The 16,453-nt window shown below is 72.0% G+C and carries 16 protein-coding genes; 8 read left to right on the forward strand and 8 right to left on the reverse strand.

Annotation, left to right across the window (positions count from 1 at the left end; translation table 11 throughout):
- Positions 1 to 14: 14 nt before the first annotated feature.
- Positions 15 to 2,387 carry a transglycosylase domain-containing protein gene (locus ABD335_RS05455; protein ID WP_344320928.1) on the reverse strand — a complete coding sequence of 791 codons (2,373 nt, stop codon included), beginning with the start codon at positions 2,385 to 2,387 and terminating at the stop codon, positions 15 to 17.
- 395 nt (positions 2,388 to 2,782) lie between these two features.
- Between ABD335_RS05455 and ABD335_RS05460 the strand changes: the two genes are divergently transcribed.
- Positions 2,783 to 3,142: a WhiB family transcriptional regulator gene (locus tag ABD335_RS05460; protein ID WP_344320929.1), complete on the forward strand. Its 360-nt coding sequence runs from the start codon at positions 2,783 to 2,785 to the stop codon at positions 3,140 to 3,142.
- A 175-nt stretch (positions 3,143 to 3,317) separates the two neighbouring features.
- Here the strand turns inward: ABD335_RS05460 and bagB are convergent, their stop codons facing one another.
- Both bagB and bagA read right to left on the reverse strand, forming a co-directional pair.
- Positions 3,318 to 4,679, reverse strand: coding sequence for an ATPase BagB (gene bagB, locus ABD335_RS05465; RefSeq protein ID WP_344320930.1), 1,362 nt, complete (start codon positions 4,677 to 4,679; stop codon positions 3,318 to 3,320).
- Positions 4,676 to 5,653 (reverse strand): ATPase BagA, encoded by a 978-nt coding sequence (bagA, locus tag ABD335_RS05470; protein ID WP_344320931.1) that lies wholly within the window; start codon positions 5,651 to 5,653, stop codon positions 4,676 to 4,678. Before bagA ends, bagB begins: the two co-directional genes overlap by 4 nt.
- Positions 5,654 to 5,789: 136 nt before the next feature.
- Here bagA and sp36 point away from each other — a divergent pair, with 136 nt between their 5' ends.
- From sp36 to ABD335_RS05490, 4 genes are all read left to right on the forward strand, one after another.
- Complete coding sequence (sp36, locus tag ABD335_RS05475) at positions 5,790 to 5,945, forward strand: Sp36 family protein (protein WP_100202903.1); 156 nt, start codon at positions 5,790 to 5,792, stop codon at positions 5,943 to 5,945.
- A complete protein-coding gene (locus ABD335_RS05480) occupies positions 5,942 to 6,406 on the forward strand; it encodes a RidA family protein (protein ID WP_344320932.1) in 465 nt (154 codons plus the stop codon). Before sp36 ends, ABD335_RS05480 begins: the two co-directional genes overlap by 4 nt.
- 96 nt (positions 6,407 to 6,502) lie before the next feature.
- Positions 6,503 to 7,525 carry an NUDIX hydrolase gene (locus tag ABD335_RS05485; protein ID WP_344320933.1) on the forward strand — a complete coding sequence of 341 codons (1,023 nt, stop codon included), beginning with the start codon at positions 6,503 to 6,505 and terminating at the stop codon, positions 7,523 to 7,525.
- The gene (locus ABD335_RS05490) at positions 7,522 to 8,352 is read left to right on the forward strand and encodes an MBL fold metallo-hydrolase (protein ID WP_344320934.1); all 831 of its coding nucleotides are present in this window, start codon (positions 7,522 to 7,524) and stop codon (positions 8,350 to 8,352) included. Before ABD335_RS05485 ends, ABD335_RS05490 begins: the two co-directional genes overlap by 4 nt.
- Positions 8,353 to 8,397: 45 nt before the next feature.
- Here the strand turns inward: ABD335_RS05490 and ABD335_RS05495 are convergent, their stop codons facing one another.
- Positions 8,398 to 9,072 carry a Crp/Fnr family transcriptional regulator gene (locus ABD335_RS05495; protein ID WP_031509240.1) on the reverse strand — a complete coding sequence of 225 codons (675 nt, stop codon included), beginning with the start codon at positions 9,070 to 9,072 and terminating at the stop codon, positions 8,398 to 8,400.
- 340 nt (positions 9,073 to 9,412) lie between these two features.
- On the opposite strand from ABD335_RS05495, the gene nth reads away from it, so the two are divergent.
- Genes nth through ABD335_RS05510 form a run of 3 tightly spaced genes read left to right on the forward strand, consistent with a single transcriptional unit; the run spans position 9,413 to position 12,115 of the window.
- The gene (gene nth, locus ABD335_RS05500) at positions 9,413 to 10,159 is read left to right on the forward strand and encodes an endonuclease III (RefSeq protein ID WP_344321082.1); all 747 of its coding nucleotides are present in this window, start codon (positions 9,413 to 9,415) and stop codon (positions 10,157 to 10,159) included.
- 5 nt (positions 10,160 to 10,164) lie between these two features.
- The gene (locus ABD335_RS05505) at positions 10,165 to 10,902 is read left to right on the forward strand and encodes an NUDIX hydrolase (RefSeq protein ID WP_344320935.1); all 738 of its coding nucleotides are present in this window, start codon (positions 10,165 to 10,167) and stop codon (positions 10,900 to 10,902) included.
- Between the two features lie 13 nt (positions 10,903 to 10,915).
- The gene (locus ABD335_RS05510; RefSeq protein ID WP_344321084.1) at positions 10,916 to 12,115 is read left to right on the forward strand and encodes a MarP family serine protease; all 1,200 of its coding nucleotides are present in this window, start codon (positions 10,916 to 10,918) and stop codon (positions 12,113 to 12,115) included.
- Between the two features lie 101 nt (positions 12,116 to 12,216).
- On the opposite strand, the gene ABD335_RS05515 is transcribed toward ABD335_RS05510, so the two are convergent.
- The 4 genes from ABD335_RS05515 to acs form a co-directional block, all read right to left on the reverse strand.
- On the reverse strand, positions 12,217 to 12,402 hold the full coding sequence (locus tag ABD335_RS05515) for a hypothetical protein (RefSeq protein WP_344320936.1): 186 nt from the start codon (positions 12,400 to 12,402) through the stop codon (positions 12,217 to 12,219).
- A 243-nt stretch (positions 12,403 to 12,645) separates the two neighbouring features.
- The gene (locus ABD335_RS05520) at positions 12,646 to 13,578 is read right to left on the reverse strand and encodes an alpha/beta fold hydrolase (protein ID WP_344321085.1); all 933 of its coding nucleotides are present in this window, start codon (positions 13,576 to 13,578) and stop codon (positions 12,646 to 12,648) included.
- Positions 13,579 to 13,601: 23 nt separating this feature from the next.
- On the reverse strand, positions 13,602 to 14,063 hold the full coding sequence (locus ABD335_RS05525) for a phage holin family protein (RefSeq protein ID WP_344320937.1): 462 nt from the start codon (positions 14,061 to 14,063) through the stop codon (positions 13,602 to 13,604).
- Between the two features lie 304 nt (positions 14,064 to 14,367).
- Positions 14,368 to 16,332, reverse strand: a complete 1,965-nt coding sequence (acs, locus tag ABD335_RS05530; protein WP_344320938.1) for an acetate--CoA ligase — start codon at positions 16,330 to 16,332, stop codon at positions 14,368 to 14,370.
- Positions 16,333 to 16,453 lie beyond the last annotated feature (121 nt).

Genomic DNA, 16,453 nt, shown 5'->3' on the forward strand with positions numbered 1-16,453 from the left:
TCGCGGCCGGTCGGCTACCGCGGACCCCAGCCGCCGTCCTGACCCTCGGTCCGCCAGCCGCCGTCTCCGTTGCCGCCGTTGATGAGTCCGCCGGGGGTGCCGCCGCTGTCCGGGCCCCCGTCGGCACCCCCGTCGGCGCCGCCGACGGTGTTCCCGCCGTTGGCGGTTCCACCGGCGTCGGTGCCTCCGTTGTCGCCTCCGCCGATCAGGTCGGGCGGGGTGATGGTGATGTCCGGCAGGGGGAACCCGGGCCGGCCGTCGCCCGGCTTGTCGTCATCGTCGTCTCCGCCCCGGCCCCCGTCGCGCTCGCCGTTGTCGCCGCGCGGCACCTGGACGTCGTTGAAGGACTCGACGGGCTCGCCCGCCAGGGCGCCGGTCATCGCCGTCTTCCAGATGGGACCGGGCAGACAGCCACCGCAGACCTTGGGGTAGTACTGGCCGCCGATGGTGATGTCGTACATCTCCTGCGGGGTGCCGATGTCGTCGCCGACCCAGACGGCGGTGGAGAGGTTCGGGGTGTAGCCGACGAACCAGGCGTCCTTGCGGCCGTCCGTCGTACCCGTCTTGCCCGCGTTGTCGCGGTCGGAGAGGCCGGCCCTGGTGCCGGTGCCGTCCTCGACCACGCCCTTGAGCATCTTGTTGATGGTGTCCGCGATGTGCTCGGACATCGCCCGGTCGCACTTGGTGCGGGGCACCGGCAGCCTCTTGCCGCTGGAGTCCGTGACCTTCTCGATCGCGACCGGCGAGCAGTAGGTGCCGCGGTTGGCGAACGTGGCGTAGGCGGCGGCCATGGTCAGCGGGCTGGTGTTCTGGGTGCCCAGGAGCGTGGACGGCTTCTGCTCGATCGACGTGCCGTCACCGCGCTTGACGCCCATCTTCTCGGCCATCTTCACGATGTCGCACAGGCCGACCTTCTGGCCCAGGTCGACGAAGTAGGTGTTGATGGACATGCCGAGCGCCTTGGTCATGTCCCAGGTGCCCTTCTCGGACTCCAGCTCGTTCTGGACCTTCCACTGCTCGGAGCCGTAGGGCTTGTTGCCGCAGACCGTGAACTTGCTCGTGTCGAAGGTGGTCTTCCAGTCGCTCGTGTAGGAGTACGTGGGGCTGATGCCCTTGTCCAGCGCGGCGGCGGCGATGATCGGCTTGAAGGTGGAGCCGACCTGGAAACCGTGGGTGCTGCCGCCCATGGCGTTGTCGACCGCGAGGTTGAGCAGGGTCTGGTTCTGGTTCTGGTCCAGGCCGTACGGACGGCTCTGGGCCATCGAGAGGATCTTCCCGGTGCCGGGTTCCACCTGGACCACGGAGGCGGCCACCGGGTCGTCCTCGTAGACCTTGCTGGTCGCGGCCTCGGCGGCGGCCTTCTGCGCCTTGGGCGAGAGGGTGGTGCGGATCGTCAGGCCACCCCGCTTCCAGCGCTCCTGGCGCTCCTCCGCGGTCTTGCCGAAGACCGGGTCGGTCAGGATGACCTTGCGGACGTAGTCGCAGAAGAAGCCCGCCTTGTCGGTGGCGGTGATGCAGCCGCTCTTGGGCTCGCTGACCTTGAGACCGAGTTTCCGCTCCTTGGCCGCGGCGACGTCCTCCTTCGAGGCGGCCCCCGTCTCGGCCATGCGGTTGAGGACGATGTTGCGGCGCTTGACGGCCCGGTCCGGGTAGTTGACGGGGTCGTAGTAGGTGGGGGACTGGACGAGGCCGGCGAGCATCGCGGCCTCGTGGAGTTCGAGGTCGGCGGCGGACTTGGAGAAGTAGCGCTGGGCGGCGGCCTCGATGCCGTACGCCTGCTGCCCGAAGAACGTGATGTTGAGGTAGTTCTCCAGGATCTGGTCCTTGCTCAGCTCCTCCTCGACCTTGATCGCGTACTTCAGTTCCTGGATCTTGCGGCCGATGGTCTGCTGGGTCGCCTCGGCGACCTTCTCCTGGTCGTCGCCGGCCTGCTCGACGAAGACGTTCTTGACGTACTGCTGGGTGAGCGTGGAACCGCCCTCGGCGACCTCGCCCTGCTGGGCGTTCTTGTTGAGGGCGCGCAGCACGCTCTTGAGGTCGATCGCCCCGTGCTGGTAGAACCGCGAGTCCTCGATCGCCACGATCGCCTTCCGCATGACCGGGGCGATGTCGTCCAACGGCACGACGGTGCGGTCGCGGTAGTAGTCGATGGCGATCAGATTGCCCTCGGAGTCGAGGATCCGGTTCTTCTGGCTCAGCGGGGGGCGCTTGAAGTCGATGGGTATCTCGTCGAAGCTCTCGACGGTCCCCTTGGCGGCGAGGCCGAGACCCCCGGCGACGGGCAGCGCGATGCCCGCCAGCACGGCTCCCGCGAGCACGCTGACGCCGAGGAACTTGGCGGCGTGCTGGGGGCCGGTCAGCCCGCCACCCGAGCGCTTGTTAGCCATGAGGGCAGCCTACGTTCTCATTCGCCGGACAGGTGAGCATGTGTTCGCCTACGCTGTATCACGTCTGGCATGGCTGTGCGGTTCCTTGTCAACTCTCAGATCACTCAATCGGGTGTTGAGATGTGACCGAATTGCAACCAAGTGTCGGAAGATTTCAATCCGGAGAGTGGCGATTCGCGGGAGAAATGCCCTCTCTTGAGCGGTAAGTCCGTTTTTCTCTTCGGTCACTCCGTCGGGTGACCTGCGGCGCACCCATAGTCCGTTCGGACCATTCAAGATTGGGCCCGTCGGGGGTGTTGTGCCCTGCCCGCCTTCCGTAACGTCCTGCACTGGCAGCGGTGAATATGCCGTTGCCGCCGTGGGGGAGCCTCGATTCGGGAGAGGACGGCGCCGGCATGAGCTGGGTAACCGACTGGAGTGCGCAGGCGGCCTGCCGCACTACCGATCCGGATGAACTGTTCGTACAAGGGGCGGCCCAGAACCGCGCCAAGGCGGTCTGCACCGGATGTCCGGTGCGCACGGAGTGCCTGGCCGACGCCCTTGACAACCGCGTGGAGTTCGGAGTCTGGGGCGGTATGACCGAGCGGGAGCGGAGGGCGCTGCTGCGCCGCCGCCCGACGGTCACCTCCTGGCGGCGGCTCCTGGAGACCGCGCGCACCGAGTACGAGCGCGGCGCGGGCCTGCTGCCCGTGGAGGTCGACGGGCAGCGGTACGAGGCCCGGCAGTACAACGGCGACTACGCCGCGGCGGGCTGACCCCCGGGCCTCGGGCCCGCGGTGGGCCCGAGACCGGCCGGTGGCCGGCGTGGCGCGGGGCCACCGACCGTCGGACGGTCGTGACGACCCGGTGCCGACAGGGCCGCCGGGTCGTGTCGTCGTGCCCGGGGCCGAACGCGGGCCCGGGCACGGAGGACGTCGGGCGTGCGACCGCTCACTCCCGCTCGCGCGCGGGCTGCGTCGCGAGCCGCTCGCCGATCGCCCGCAGCCCGTCCAGGTCGTGGACGTCACCGGGCAGCGCGGCGACCTCCGCCACCGGCACCTCCGGGTGCAGCGCGGCGAAGCGGTCCAGCGTGCGGCGTTCGCGCGCGAGGACGTGCATGCGTTCGGCGTGCAGCCTCAACATGCCCGCGGCCAGCCGCTCGGCCGTGGCGGGGGCGGTGGGGGAGCCGTTCCCGGAGTCTTCGCGGAGTTCCTCGGGAGGGTCGTCGTCGGCGGGGGAGCCGTCGTCGGAAGCGGACCGCGAAGTGCGCTCCTCACCACCCTTCCCGGTGTGATGATCGACAATGCCCTCGTCCTCAAGATTCTCCGCGGCGGCCATCGCCCGCTCCGCGCTGAGGTGGGCCGCCTCGCTGCCGTGCATCCGGTTCAACACCAGGCCGGCCAGCGGCATCCGGTCCGCGGCCAGCCGCTCGACGAAGTACGCCGCCTCGCGCAGCGCGTCGCGCTCCGGCGCCGCCACCACCAGGAACGCCGTGCCCGGGGCCTGGAGCAGCCGGTACGTGGCGTCGGCGCGGGTGCGGAAGCCGCCGAACATCGTGTCCATCGCCGCCACGAAGGTCTGCATGTCGCGCAGCAGGCCCGTGCCCAGCAGCTTGTTGAGCAGGCCGGTGAAGAGCGACAACCCGGAGACCCCCAGGTTCACGAACCTCAGCCCCGCCCGGCCGCCGACCTTCGCGGGCGCCGTCAGCAGCCTGATGAACCTCCCGTCCAGGAACGACCCCAGGCGCTTGGGCGCGTCGAGGAAGTCCAGCGCGGACCGGCTCGGCGGGGTGTCGACGATGATGAGGTCCCACTCGTCGCCGGCGCGGAGCTGGCCGAGCTTCTCCATCGCCATGTACTCCTGCGTCCCCGCGAACCCCGCCGACAGCGACTGGTAGAAGGGGTTCTCCAGGATGGCGCGGGCCCGCTGGGGATCGGCGTGGGACTCGACGATCTCGTCGAAGGTCCGCTTCATGTCCAGCATCATCGCGTGGAGTTCGCCGCCCGCCGCCTCGCCGACGCCGTCCACCCGGCGCGGGGTGTTGTCCAGCTCGGTCAGGCCCATCGACTGGGCCAGCCTGCGGGCCGGGTCGATGGTGAGGACGACGACCTTCCGGCCGCGCTCGGCCGCCCGTACGCCCAGGGCGGCGGCCGTCGTCGTCTTGCCGACGCCGCCCGCGCCGCAGCAGACCACGATCCGGGTCTCGGGGTCGTCGATCAGCGGATCGACGTCCAGCACCGGCAGTTCGCCCAGCCCCCCGCCCGGCTCGGCCGCTCTGGCCGTCCCGGCCGCCCGCACCGTCCGTGCCGTCATGCCGTCACCCCCTGTTCGCGCAGCTCCCCGGCGAGCCGGTAGACGCCCGGCAGGTCGGCGCCCTCGGGCAGGAGCTCCAGTTCGTACGTGGGCAGTTCCAGCCGGTCCAGCTCCGCGCGCAGCTCGCCCTCCAAGGCCACCCGCTCGGCGTGCTCGTGGGCCTGGCGGAGCAGCGGGTCGACGAGCTGCTCCGCGCGTCCGCCGCGCCGCGCGCCGCCCAGGCCCGCCCGGGACAGCGCCTTGGCGATCTCGGTGCGGGACTCCTCGGCGGCCCGCACCGCGTCCCGGTCCAGCAGCGCCGGACGCGTCATGTTGACGAACACGGAGCCCACCGGCAGCTCGGCCGCGCGCAGTTCGGCGACGCCGTCCACCGTCTCCTGGACCGGCATCTCCTCCAGCAGGCTCACCAGGTGCACGGCCGTCTCCGGCGACTTGATGACCCGCATCACGGCCTGTGCCTGGTTGTGGATCGGGCCGACCCTGGCCAGCCCGGCCACTTGGTCGTTGACGGCCAGGAAGCGGGTTATCCGGCCGGTGGGCGGCGCGTCCATGACGACCGCGTCGTAGACGAAGGCGCCGCTGCGGGTGCGGCGGCGCACCGCCTCGCAGACCTTTCCGGTGAGCAGGACGTCGCGCACACCGGGTGCGATGGTGGTGGCGAAGTCGATCGCGCCCATCTTCTTCAGGGCCCGCCCGGCGCCGCCGAGTTTGTAGAACATCTGCAGGTAGTCCAGCAGGGCCTTCTCCGCGTCGACGGCCAGCGCGTACACCTCGCCGCCGCCCGGTCCGACCGCGATCTTGCGTTCCTCGTACGGCAGGGCCTCGGTCTCGAAGAGCTGGGCGATGCCCTGCCTCCCCTCGACCTCGACCAGGAGCGTGCGCTTCCCCTCCTCGGCCAGCGCGAGTGCGAGTGCGGCGGCGACCGTCGTCTTCCCGGTCCCGCCCTTGCCGGTCACCACATGGAGCCTGCTCACCCTGTGGAGCCTAACCACCGGGCCGGTGGGTCACGCGGGGGGATGGCCCATGGCGGTGCGCGGGAGGCGGGGGAGAGAGGGCCGGAGGGGCCGCGGCGGTGGGGCCGAGGCCCGGCGAGCGGCTAAGGTCACCCCCATGACGAAGTGGGAATACGCGACCGTGCCGCTGCTCGTGCACGCGACCAAGCAGATTCTGGACACCTGGGGCGAGGACGGCTGGGAACTGGTCCAGGTCGTGCCGGGCCCGAACCCGGAGCAGCTCGTGGCGTACCTCAAGCGGGAGAAGCAGTGAGTACCGTCCAGGCGCGGCTGGACGAGCTGGGGCTGACCCTGCCGGAGGTGGCGGCGCCGCTGGCGGCGTACGTCCCGGCCCTGCGGTCCGGCTCGTACGTGCAGACCTCCGGTCAGCTGCCCCTGGTCGACGGCAAGCTGCCGGTGACCGGGAAGGTCGGCGCCGAGGTGACGGCGGAGGAGGCCAAGGACCTGGCCGGGATCTGCGCCCTGAACGCCCTGGCGGCGGTGAAGTCCGTCGTCGGCGACCTGGACCGGATCGCCCGGATCGTCAAGGTCACCGGCTTCGTCGCCTCCGCCCCGGACTTCACCGGCCAGCCCGGTGTGGTCAACGGCGCCAGCGAGCTGCTCGGCGAGATCTTCGGCGACAAGGGCGTGCACGCCCGCAGCGCGGTGGGCGTCGCGGTGCTGCCGATCGACGCGCCGGTCGAGCTGGAGGTCCTGGTCGAGCTGGTGGACTGAGCCGGCGGGCGGGCCGGAGGCGCCGCACGGGCCGGACGGCTGTGATGTTCGAGATCACCCCTCGAACATCGCAGCTCGCGGCCGTACGATCCGGCCATGCCGTCAATGCCGCCGTCCTCCGTGCCGCAGTCGCCGCAGTCGCCGCAAGCGGCACGGCCACCGCAGTCGACACAGCCGTCACAACCGTCGCAGCCGTCCCCGGCCGGGAACGGGCAGTGGTACCCGCCCGAGTGGCCCGACCGTATCCGCGCCCTGGCCGAGGGGCGGCTCACGCCCGTGGAGCCGCGCCGAGCGGCGACGGTGATGCTGCTGCGGGACACCCCCGACGGCGGTCCGGCCGTCCACATGCTGCGCCGTCGCGCCTCCATGGCCTTCGCCGGGGGCGCGTACGCCTATCCGGGCGGCGGCGTCGATCCGCGCGACGAGAGCGACCGGCACGTGCCCGCCTGGGCCGGTCCGACGCGCGAGGAGTGGGCGCGGCGGCTCGGGGTGGAGGAGCGGGTCGCGCAGGCCGTGGTGTGCGCGGCCGTGCGGGAGACCTTCGAGGAGGCGGGCGTCCTGCTGGCCGGCCCGGACCCGGACACGGTCGTCGCCGACACCACGGGCGAGGACTGGGAGGCGGACCGGGCGGCGCTGGTGGCCCGCGAGCTGTCCTTCGCCGACTTCCTCACCCGCCGCGAGCTGGTGCTCCGCAGCGACCTGCTGGGCGCCTGGGCGCGCTGGATCACCCCGGAGTTCGAGGCGCGCCGCTACGACACCTGGTTCTTCGTCGCCGCCCTGCCCGAGGGGCAGCGCACCCGCAACGCCTCCACCGAGGCGGACCGCACGGTGTGGATCCGTCCGGCGGACGCGGCCGCCGCCTACGACCGCGGCGAGCTGACCATGATGCCGCCGACCATCGCCACCCTGCGGCAGCTCCAGCCGTACGCCGACGCGGCCGCGGCGCTGGCCGCCGCCGAGGGGCGGGACCTGACACCCGTACTGGCCCGGGCGACGCTGGAGGAGGACGGGGCCGGCGAGCAGCGGGTGGTGCTGAGCTGGCCGGGACACGAGGAGTTCACCAAGCACGTGCCCGCGGGGGAGCGGGGCGCCGGAGGAAACGGGGGCGAGGGGGCATGACGGACGCAGCGGCCCTGCCGGGACAGCCGCGCGGCGGCGCGATCGACGGCACGGGCACCGCCCGCGCGGTGTGCGTGCTCGCGCCCAACGCCTCGCCGATGACGCTGGACGGCACCAACACCTGGATCGTCGCCGAGCCCGACTCGTCCCTGGCGGTCGTGATCGACCCCGGACCGCTGGACGAGGGGCACCTGCGCAAGGTGATCGCCACCGTCGAACGGACGGGCAGGAGGGTGGGGCTGACGCTCCTGACCCACGGCCACGCGGACCACGCCGAGGGCGCCGCCCGCTTCGCGGAGCTGACGGGCACGGCCGTCCGCGCGCTCGACCCGGCGCTGCGGCTGGGGGACGAGGGACTGACGGCCGGGGACGTGATCACCACCGGCGGCCTGGAGCTGCGGGTGGTGCCCACCCCGGGGCACACCGCGGACTCGCTCAGCTTCCACCTGCCCGCCGACGCGGCGGTACTCACCGGCGACACGGTCCTGGGCCGCGGCACGACGGTGGTGGCCCACCCCGACGGGCGGCTGGGCGACTACCTGGACTCGCTGCGGCGGCTGCGCTCACTGACCGTGGACGACGGCGTGCACACGGTGCTGCCGGGACACGGGCCGGTGCTGGACGACGCGCAGGGGGCCGTCGAGTACTACCTGGCGCACCGCGCCACGCGGCTCGCGCAGGTGGAGACGGCCGTGGAGAACGGCTACCGCACGGCCCCGGAGGTGGTGGCACACGTCTACGCGGACGTGGACCGCTCGCTGTGGCCCGCCGCCGAGCTGTCGGTGCGGGCGCAGCTGGAGTACCTGGAGGAACGCGGCCTGGTGTGACGGCGGGCCGTGCGCGGACGCGGCGGCGCGCGGTGGAACGGCGGCTCAGCGCGAGCGCTTCGCCAGGCGCTCCACGTCCAGCAGGATGACCGCCCGGGCCTCCAGGCGGAGCCAGCCGCGGCTGGCGAAGTCGGCGAGGGCCTTGTTGACCGTCTCGCGGGAGGCGCCGACGAGCTGGGCCAGCTCCTCCTGGGTGAGGTCGTGCACCACGTGGATGCCCTCCTCCGACTGCACGCCGAAGCGGCGCGACAGGTCCAGCAGGGCCTTGGCGACACGGCCGGGCACGTCGGAGAAGACCAGGTCGGACATCGAGTCGTTGGTGCGGCGCAACCGTCGGGCGACGGCGCGCAGCAGCGCGGTGGCGACCTCGGGGCGGGCGTTCAGCCAGGGCTGGAGGTCGCCGTGGCCCAGACCGAGCAGCTTGACCTCGGTCAGCGCCGTGGCCGTGGCGGTGCGGGGGCCCGGGTCGAACAGGGACAGCTCGCCGATGAGCTCGCCGGGGCCGAGGACGGCCAGCATGTTCTCGCGGCCGTCCGGGGAGGCCCGGTGGAGCTTGACCTTGCCCTCGATCACCACGTAGAGCCGGTCGCCGGGCTCACCCTCGTGGAAGAGGGCCTCGCCCCGGGCGAGGGTCACCTCTGTCATGGAGGCACGCAGTTCGGCAGCCTGCTCGTCGTCAAGCGCCGCGAAAAGCGGGGCGCGCCGCAGAACGTCGTCCACGAGTTCTCTCCTTGTCGACCTGCCCACGGGACTGTCGCCCCCATGATGCCGGACGGTAAAACAGTGCGATCAATCACAAGTTTGACGTACCCGGGGCCCGACGGATGAGTCAGGGGGCCGATTGGACCGTCGAATCGGCGGTGAGCGGGGCGAATGTCGTCGCGCCCCCGTACGCTGGCCGGGTGTCCAACACGCCGGTGAGGCCGGATGGAAAGGGGGCGTACGGGTGACGGTGTCCCGTGGCTCTTCCCGTGATTCCGCTCTGGGCGAACAGGTGCCCGCCAAACGGGTCGCGGGGGCGGGAGCGGCGAGAGGCGGCGGGTCGGAGTCCCGGCTCGCCATGGTCCGCCGCGCCCGGCGCATCAACCGCGAGCTGGCCGAGGTGTACTACTACGCCCACCCCGAACTGGATTTCGAGAACCCGTTCCAGTTGCTGGTGGCCACCGTCCTCTCCGCCCAGACCACCGACCTGCGGGTCAACCAGACCACCCCCGCCCTCTTCGCCGCCTACCCCACCCCCGAGGAGATGGCCGCGGCCGACCCCGAGCGGCTGGAGGCGCTGATCCGGCCCACCGGGTTCTTCCGCAACAAGGCCAAGTCGCTGCTCGGGCTCTCCGCGGCCCTGCGCGACCGCTTCGACGGCGAGGTGCCGGACAACCTGGAGGACCTGGTCTCCCTGCCCGGCGTCGGCCGCAAGACGGCCCACGTGGTGTTGGGCAACGCCTTCGGCAGGCCCGGCATCACCGTCGACACGCACTTCGGCCGGCTCGTGCGCCGCTGGAAGCTGACCGAGCAGACGGACCCGGAGAAGGTCGAGGCCGAGATCGCCGAGATCATCCCCAAGAGCGAGTGGACGATGTTCTCGCACCGGGTGATCTTCCACGGCCGGCGCGTCTGCCACTCCCGCAAGCCCGCCTGCGGCGCCTGCCCGATCGCCCGGCTCTGCCCCTCCTACGGAGAGGGCGAGACGGACCCGGAGAAGGCCCGGAAGCTGCTGAAGTACGAGATGGGGGGCATGCCCGGCCAGCGGCTCAGGCCCCCGGCCGACTACCCCGGGCAGCCCGCGCCGCCGCTGGGCGCGGAGTGAGGCGCATGAGGGACACGCACAGCGCGCACGGCAGCCCCGTCACGCCCGCCACGCCCGTCACGCCCGTCACCGTCACCGACCGCGGGCTGCCCGACTGGCTCCGCCCGGTCGCCGACGCCGCCGCGACCGTACGGGCGAGGCAGCTCAGCCGCTTCCTGCCGCCGAAGGAGGGCGGACGGCAGTCGGCCGTCCTGGTCCTCTTCGGCGACGGGGGGCCGGCGGAGGACGGCCGGGCCCGCCCCGAGCTGCTGCTGATCGAACGGGCCTCCAGCCTGCGCTCCCACGCCGGGCAGCCGTCCTTCCCCGGCGGCGCCCTCGACCCGGAGGACGGGGACCCGGAGGGCGACGGGCCGCTGCGGGCCGCGTTGCGGGAGGCCGAGGAGGAGACCGGACTCGACCCGTCCGGGGTGCAGATCTTCGCCCGGCTGCCGCGCGTCTACATTCCGGTGAGCGGATTCGTCGTCACGCCCGTACTGGGGTGGTGGAGGGAGCCGAGCCCGGTGGCGCCGGTGGACCCGGCCGAGACGGCCCGGGTGTTCACCGTCTCCGTGGCCGACCTCACCGACCCGGCGAACCGCGCCACCGTGGTCCACCCCAGCGGCTACCGCGGCCCGTGCTTCCTCGTCGGCGGAGCCCTGGTGTGGGGCTTCACCGCCGGGATCATCGACCGGGTGCTGCACTTCTCCGGGTGGGAACGGCCGTGGGACACCGAGAGGCGCGTTCCTCTCGACTGGCACGCATGAGACGGTGAGCGACGTGAACGTGCTGGACGTACTGCTGCTGCTCGCCGCCGTGTGGTTCGCGATCATCGGCTACCGCCAGGGTTTCGTGGTGGGTGTGCTGTCGGTGGCCGGGTTCCTCGGCGGCGGGCTCGTCGCGGTCTACCTGTTGCCGATCGTCTGGAACGAGGTCACCGGCGGGGCGTCGCCCGGCACGCTGGGCGCGGTCGCGGCGGTGGTCGTGGTGATCGTGTGCGCCTCGGTGGGCCAGGCGTTCACCACCCACCTGGGCAACCGGCTCCGCCGCCACATCACCTGGTCGCCCGCGCGGGCCCTGGACGCGACCGGTGGCGCGCTGGTCAACGTCATGGCCATGCTGCTGGTGGCCTGGCTGATCGGCTCGGCGCTGGCCGGCACGACCCTGCCCACCCTCGCCCGGGAGGTGCGCGGTTCCGCGGTGCTCCAGGGCGTCTCCAGGGTGCTGCCGAACACCGCCGGCACCTGGTTCGCGGACTTCACCTCGGTCCTGGCGCGGAACGGGTTCCCGCAGGTCTTCTCACCGTTCGCCAACGAGCCGATCACCTCCGTGGCGCCCCCGGACCCGGCGCTCGCCGACAGCCCGGCCGTCGCCCGCGCCAAGCGGTCCATCGTCAAGGTGATGGGCACGGCACCGAGCTGCGGCAAGGCGCTGGAGGGCACGGGATTCGTCTTCGACGACGGACGCGTGATGACCAACGCGCACGTCGTCGGCGGCGTCGACGAGCCGACCGTGCAGGTGGGCGGCGAGGGCAGGCTCCACGACGCCACGGTCGTCCTCTACGACTGGGAGCGCGACATCGCCGTACTCGACGTGCCGTCACTCGACGCGCCGGCGCTGCGGTTCGTGTCGGACGACGCGGAGACCGGCGACGACGCGATCGTCGCGGGCTTCCCGGAGAACGGCGGGTTCGACGTCCGCTCCGCGCGGGTACGCGGACGCATCCAGGCCACCGGCCCGGACATCTACCACCGCGGCACGGTGCGCCGCGACGTCTACTCCCTGCACGCCGTCGTCCGGCAGGGCAACTCCGGCGGCCCGCTGCTCACGCCCGACGGAAGGGTGTACGGCGTCGTCTTCGCCAAGTCCCTGGAGGACGACAGCACCGGATACGCCCTCACCAACGACGAGGTGCTGCAGGACGTCCGGCAAGGACGTGTGGCCCGGGGTCCGGTGGACAGCCAGGGCTGCGCGATGTGAGGCGGAGACGGCGCCGGGACGGCACCGAAGCGATGCCGGATCCATACCGGGTCCGTGCCGCTTCGGTGCCGCTTCGGTGCCGTGACGGCGGGGCGGCGGCGTCAGTCGCGCGGATGCCGCAGCCGCGCGCCGACCCAACGGGCGCGGCGGCGCAGGATGTGCGGAATGCCGAGTCGGGGGTCGCGGAGATCGCGGTGGTCCCGTGGGGGGCGCGGGGAGGCGCCCCGCGCGCTGCTCTGTTCCCGGATGTCGCGTGACACGTCACGGTAGTCGTGCGTCCAGCCCATACCCCGGACTCTGCCCGGGCCCCAAGGTCGGTAATCGCCCAATGGTCCGTCAATTGGCCTATGCGCGCGTCACGTGCGCATATCATCGGCCCGGTTCGGGGACGTGAGCGAGTCGACCGGTTCCTCGGTCCATGTGTTCGAATTCCCTGCGCGAGGGCCGTCTTTTTCCGGGCTCCCTCCGGGTTTTTTCTCCGGGCCTTTTTCCGGGGCCCGGTCCCCCGGCCGGGCCCCCGCCGGTGGTCCCTAGCGGTCCGGTTCGGGGTCCTTGAGCCAGTCGATCAGCTCCTTGGTGAACGCCTCCGGATCCTCCTCGTGGGGGAAGTGGCCGAGCCCGTCGAAGAGCCGCCAGCGGTACGGGGCCTCCACGTACTCGCCCGAACCCGCCGCGCTGCGGGTGCGCATCACCGGGTCGAGGGAGCCGTGCAGATGGAGGGTGGGGACGCGGACCGGGCGCTTCATGCGCCGGTTGAACTGGAAGCCGTCCAACCGCGCCAGCGACCGGACCATCCAGCGGTACGGCTCGATCGAGCAGTGCGCGGTGGAGGGGATGCACATCGCCTGCCGGTACACCTCGACCGCGTCGTCCTCCGGCGGCCGGGGTCCGGACCACTCCCGCAGCAGACGGCCGACCAGCTCCCCGCCGTCCGCCACCAGCCGACGCTCGGGGACGAAGGGGCTCTGGAAGCCCCAGACGTACGAGCCGGCCGCCGTCTGCCGCGGGTCGCCCAGCATCGCCGCGCGCCAGCGGCGCGGGTGCGGCATCGAGACCACGGCCAGGCGCCGGATCAGCTTCGGACGCATCACCGCCGCCGTCCACGCCAGGTAGCCGCCCAGGTCGTGCCCGACCAGCGCCGCGTCCGGCTCGCCCAGCGAGCGGATCACGCCGGTGACGTCGAGGGCGAGGTTCGCCGGGTCGTACCCCCGGGGCGTGCGGTCGCTGCCGCCCACGCCCCGCAGGTCCATCGCGACGGCGCGGTAGCCGGCCCCGGCCAGGGCGGGCAGCTGGTGCCGCCAGGTCCACCAGAACTGCGGGAAGCCGTGCAGCAGCAGCACCAGCGGGCCGTCGCCCATCTCGGCGATGTGGAAGCGAGCGCCGTTGGCCGCGACGTCCCGGTGCGTCCAGGGGCCGTCCCTCCGCACGACGGACGAGGGGGAGCCGGGGGGCGTGCCTGTCATGCCTGTCGTGCCCGTGTTGTCGGTCATGCGGAAGAGCGTGACATGTTCTCGATGGCCTGGGACTCCGTCCTCCCCCTCGGGACGGCTCGCGGGTGCGGCTTGACGCTCGACAGCAGGGCCGCCGACTCCTTGGCCGAGGCGATCGAGCGCCGCGGCGGCTTGACCTTGGAGAGCTTGACCTTGGCCAGCAGCAGGAGGACGGCCGCGATCACCAGGTACACGCCGCCCACGATGGTGAAGGACCAGGCGAGCCCGAGTCCCAGGTTGTGGATGCCGTACGCCGCGGCGAAGCTGAACACGGGCAGCGAGAAGAGCAGCAGCACCCCCGCCGCGATGGCGGCTCCGCTGCCGATCACGCCCCGTTTGACGTCCTGCCGCAATTCGGCCTTGGCCAGTGCGATCTCCTCGTGCACCAGCGCGGACAGCTCGGTCGTGGCCGCGGCGACCAACTGGCCGATGCTGCGGCCGTCGTCGGCTGCGCTCATCGCTTGCTTCCTCCCGTCCTCGGCTACCGAATGGCTCAGATCATGCCGGACCGCGGTCCCCGGCGTCGCGGCGGCGAGCCGTCGGTGCCCGGCCGAGGTGTATCTCACGTCTCTCACGCCGTTCCGGCCCGCCGTCCGCCCGCCTCGTCGTCCCGCCACAACGAGGGCACCACAACGAGGGCAGGGGCGCCCGGCCACCGTGTCGACGGTGGTCGGACGCCCCTGCGTCCCTCGTGTGCCGGCGGCGCCGGGGGCTGCCCGTTCGGGCCGCGCCCGGTCCTCGCCGGTTCGGTCCCTCGCCGGTTCAGTCCTCGCTGGAGGCGGCGCCCGGCAGCTTGGCCTGGATGAGGTCCATCACCGTGGAGTCGGTGAGGGTGGTGACGTCGCCCAGCGCCCGGTTCTCGGCGACGTCGCGCAGCAGACGCCGCATGATCTTGCCGGAGCGGGTCTTGGGCAGCTCGTCCACCGGCAGGATGCGCTTGGGCTTGGCGATCGGGCCGAGGTGCTTGGCGACGTGGGCGCGCAGCTCCTCGACGAGGTTCTCGTCCTCGGCGGCGTTGCCGCGCAGGATGACGAAGGCGCAGATGGCCTGGGTGGTCTGCGGGTCGGTGGCGCCGACGACCGCGGCCTCGGCGACCTTCGGGTGGGAGACGAGCGCGGACTCGACCTCGGTGGTGGAGATGTTGTGGCCGGAGACCAGCATCACGTCGTCCACCCGGCCCAGCAGCCAGATGTCGCCGTCGTCGTCCTTCTTGGCGCCGTCGCCCGCGAAGTAGCGGTCCTTGAAGCGCGACCAGTAGGTGTCCAGGTACCGCTGGTCGTCGCCCCAGACCGTCCGCAGCATCGACGGCCACGGCTCGGTCAGGACGAGGTAGCCGCCCGAGCCGTTGGGGACCTCGTGGCCCTCGTCGTCCACGACGGTCGCCGAGATGCCGGGCAGCGGCACCTGCGCCGAGCCGGGCTTGGCCTCGGTGACGCCCGGCAGCGGGCTGATCATGATGGCGCCGGTCTCGGTCTGCCACCAGGTGTCCACCACCGGGGTGCGGTCGCCGCCGATGTGGTGGCGGTACCAGATCCACGCCTCGGGGTTGATCGGCTCGCCGACCGAGCCCAGCACGCGCAGCGAGGACAGGTCGAACTTCGCCGGGATGTCGTCGCCCCACTTCATGCAGGTGCGGATGGCCGTCGGGGCGGTGTAGAGGAGCGTGACCTTGTACTTCTCGACGATCTCCCACCAGCGGCCCTTGTGCGGGGTGTCCGGGGTGCCCTCGTACATCACCTGGGTGGCGCCGTTGGCCAGCGGCCCGTAGACGATGTACGAGTGGCCGGTGACCCAGCCGACGTCGGCGGTGCACCAGTAGACGTCCGTCTCCGGCTTGAGGTCGAAGACGGCGTGGTGGGTGTAGGACGCCTGGGTGAGGTAGCCGCCGGAGGTGTGGAGGATGCCCTTGGGCTTACCCGTCGTGCCGGAGGTGTAGAGGATGAACAGCGGGTGCTCGGCCTCGAACGCCTGCGGGGTGTGCTGCTCGGACTGGCGGTCCACCAGCTCGTGCCACCACACGTCCCGGCCCTCGGTCCAGGGGGTCTCCTCGCCGGTGCGGCGGACGACCAGGACGGTGCGCACGTTCTCGGTGCCCGGCCGGGTCAGGGCCTCGTCCACCGCGGGCTTGAGCGCGCTGGGCTTGCCGCGCCGGTAGCCGCCGTCGGAGGTGATGACGACCCGGGCGTCCGCGTCCTGGATGCGGGCGGCCAGCGCGTCGGCGGAGAAGCCGCCGAAGACCAGCGAGTGCGGGGCGCCGATGCGGGCGCAGGCCAGCATCGCCACGACCGTCTCGGGGATCATCGGCATGTAGATCGCGACCCGGTCGCCTGCCTGGACGCCCAGCTCGGTGAGGGCGTTGGCGGCCTTGGAGACCTCACGCTGCAGGTCGGCGTAGGTGATGGCGCGGGTGTCGCCGGGCTCGCCCTCGAAGTGGATGGCGACCCGGTCGCCGAGGCCCGCCTCGACGTGGCGGTCGACGCAGTTGTAGGCCACGTTGAGGCGGCCGTCCTTGAACCACTTGGCGAACGGCGGGTTGGACCAGTCCAGCGTCTCGGTCGGCTCCGTCTCCCACGTCAGCCGACGGGCCTGCTCGGCCCAGAAGCCCAGCCGGTCCGCTTTCGCCCGTTCGTACGCCTCCGCGGTGACGTTGGCGTTCGCTGCCAGCTCGGCGGGGGGCGCGAACCTCCGTTCCTCCTTGAGCAGGTTGGCCAGGCTTTCGTTGCTCACGACATCTCCCTTTCCCAGGGTGTCTGCTGTGTCCCACGTCATAGCTCATCAGGCCGTGTGCCGCCTGACAAGACTTGTCTGCCAGGTGGTGTAGACCTTTTGCGGCGAGGGGTCGGCGTGT

Source organism: Streptomyces macrosporus, assembly GCF_039533145.1.
Taxonomy (GTDB): Bacteria; Actinomycetota; Actinomycetes; order Streptomycetales; family Streptomycetaceae; genus Streptomyces; species Streptomyces macrosporus.

Excerpts from the sequence above, each read along its gene's own strand:
- ABD335_RS05485 (WP_344320933.1), top strand. The coding sequence starts at position 6,503 with ATGCCGTCAATGCCGCCGTCCTCCGTGCCGCAGTCGCCGCAGTCGCCG.
- ABD335_RS05525 (WP_344320937.1), bottom strand. The coding sequence starts at position 14,063 with ATGAGCGCAGCCGACGACGGCCGCAGCATCGGCCAGTTGGTCGCCGCG.
- ABD335_RS05515 (WP_344320936.1), bottom strand. The coding sequence starts at position 12,402 with ATGGGCTGGACGCACGACTACCGTGACGTGTCACGCGACATCCGGGAA.
- sp36 (WP_100202903.1), top strand. The coding sequence starts at position 5,790 with ATGACGAAGTGGGAATACGCGACCGTGCCGCTGCTCGTGCACGCGACC.
- nth (WP_344321082.1), top strand. The coding sequence starts at position 9,413 with ATGGTCCGCCGCGCCCGGCGCATCAACCGCGAGCTGGCCGAGGTGTAC.
- ABD335_RS05520 (WP_344321085.1), bottom strand. The coding sequence starts at position 13,578 with ATGACAGGCACGCCCCCCGGCTCCCCCTCGTCCGTCGTGCGGAGGGAC.
- ABD335_RS05455 (WP_344320928.1), bottom strand. The coding sequence starts at position 2,387 with ATGGCTAACAAGCGCTCGGGTGGCGGGCTGACCGGCCCCCAGCACGCC.
- bagB (WP_344320930.1), bottom strand. The coding sequence starts at position 4,679 with ATGACGGCACGGACGGTGCGGGCGGCCGGGACGGCCAGAGCGGCCGAG.
- ABD335_RS05490 (WP_344320934.1), top strand. The coding sequence starts at position 7,522 with ATGACGGACGCAGCGGCCCTGCCGGGACAGCCGCGCGGCGGCGCGATC.
- ABD335_RS05460 (WP_344320929.1), top strand. The coding sequence starts at position 2,783 with ATGAGCTGGGTAACCGACTGGAGTGCGCAGGCGGCCTGCCGCACTACC.
- ABD335_RS05505 (WP_344320935.1), top strand. The coding sequence starts at position 10,165 with ATGAGGGACACGCACAGCGCGCACGGCAGCCCCGTCACGCCCGCCACG.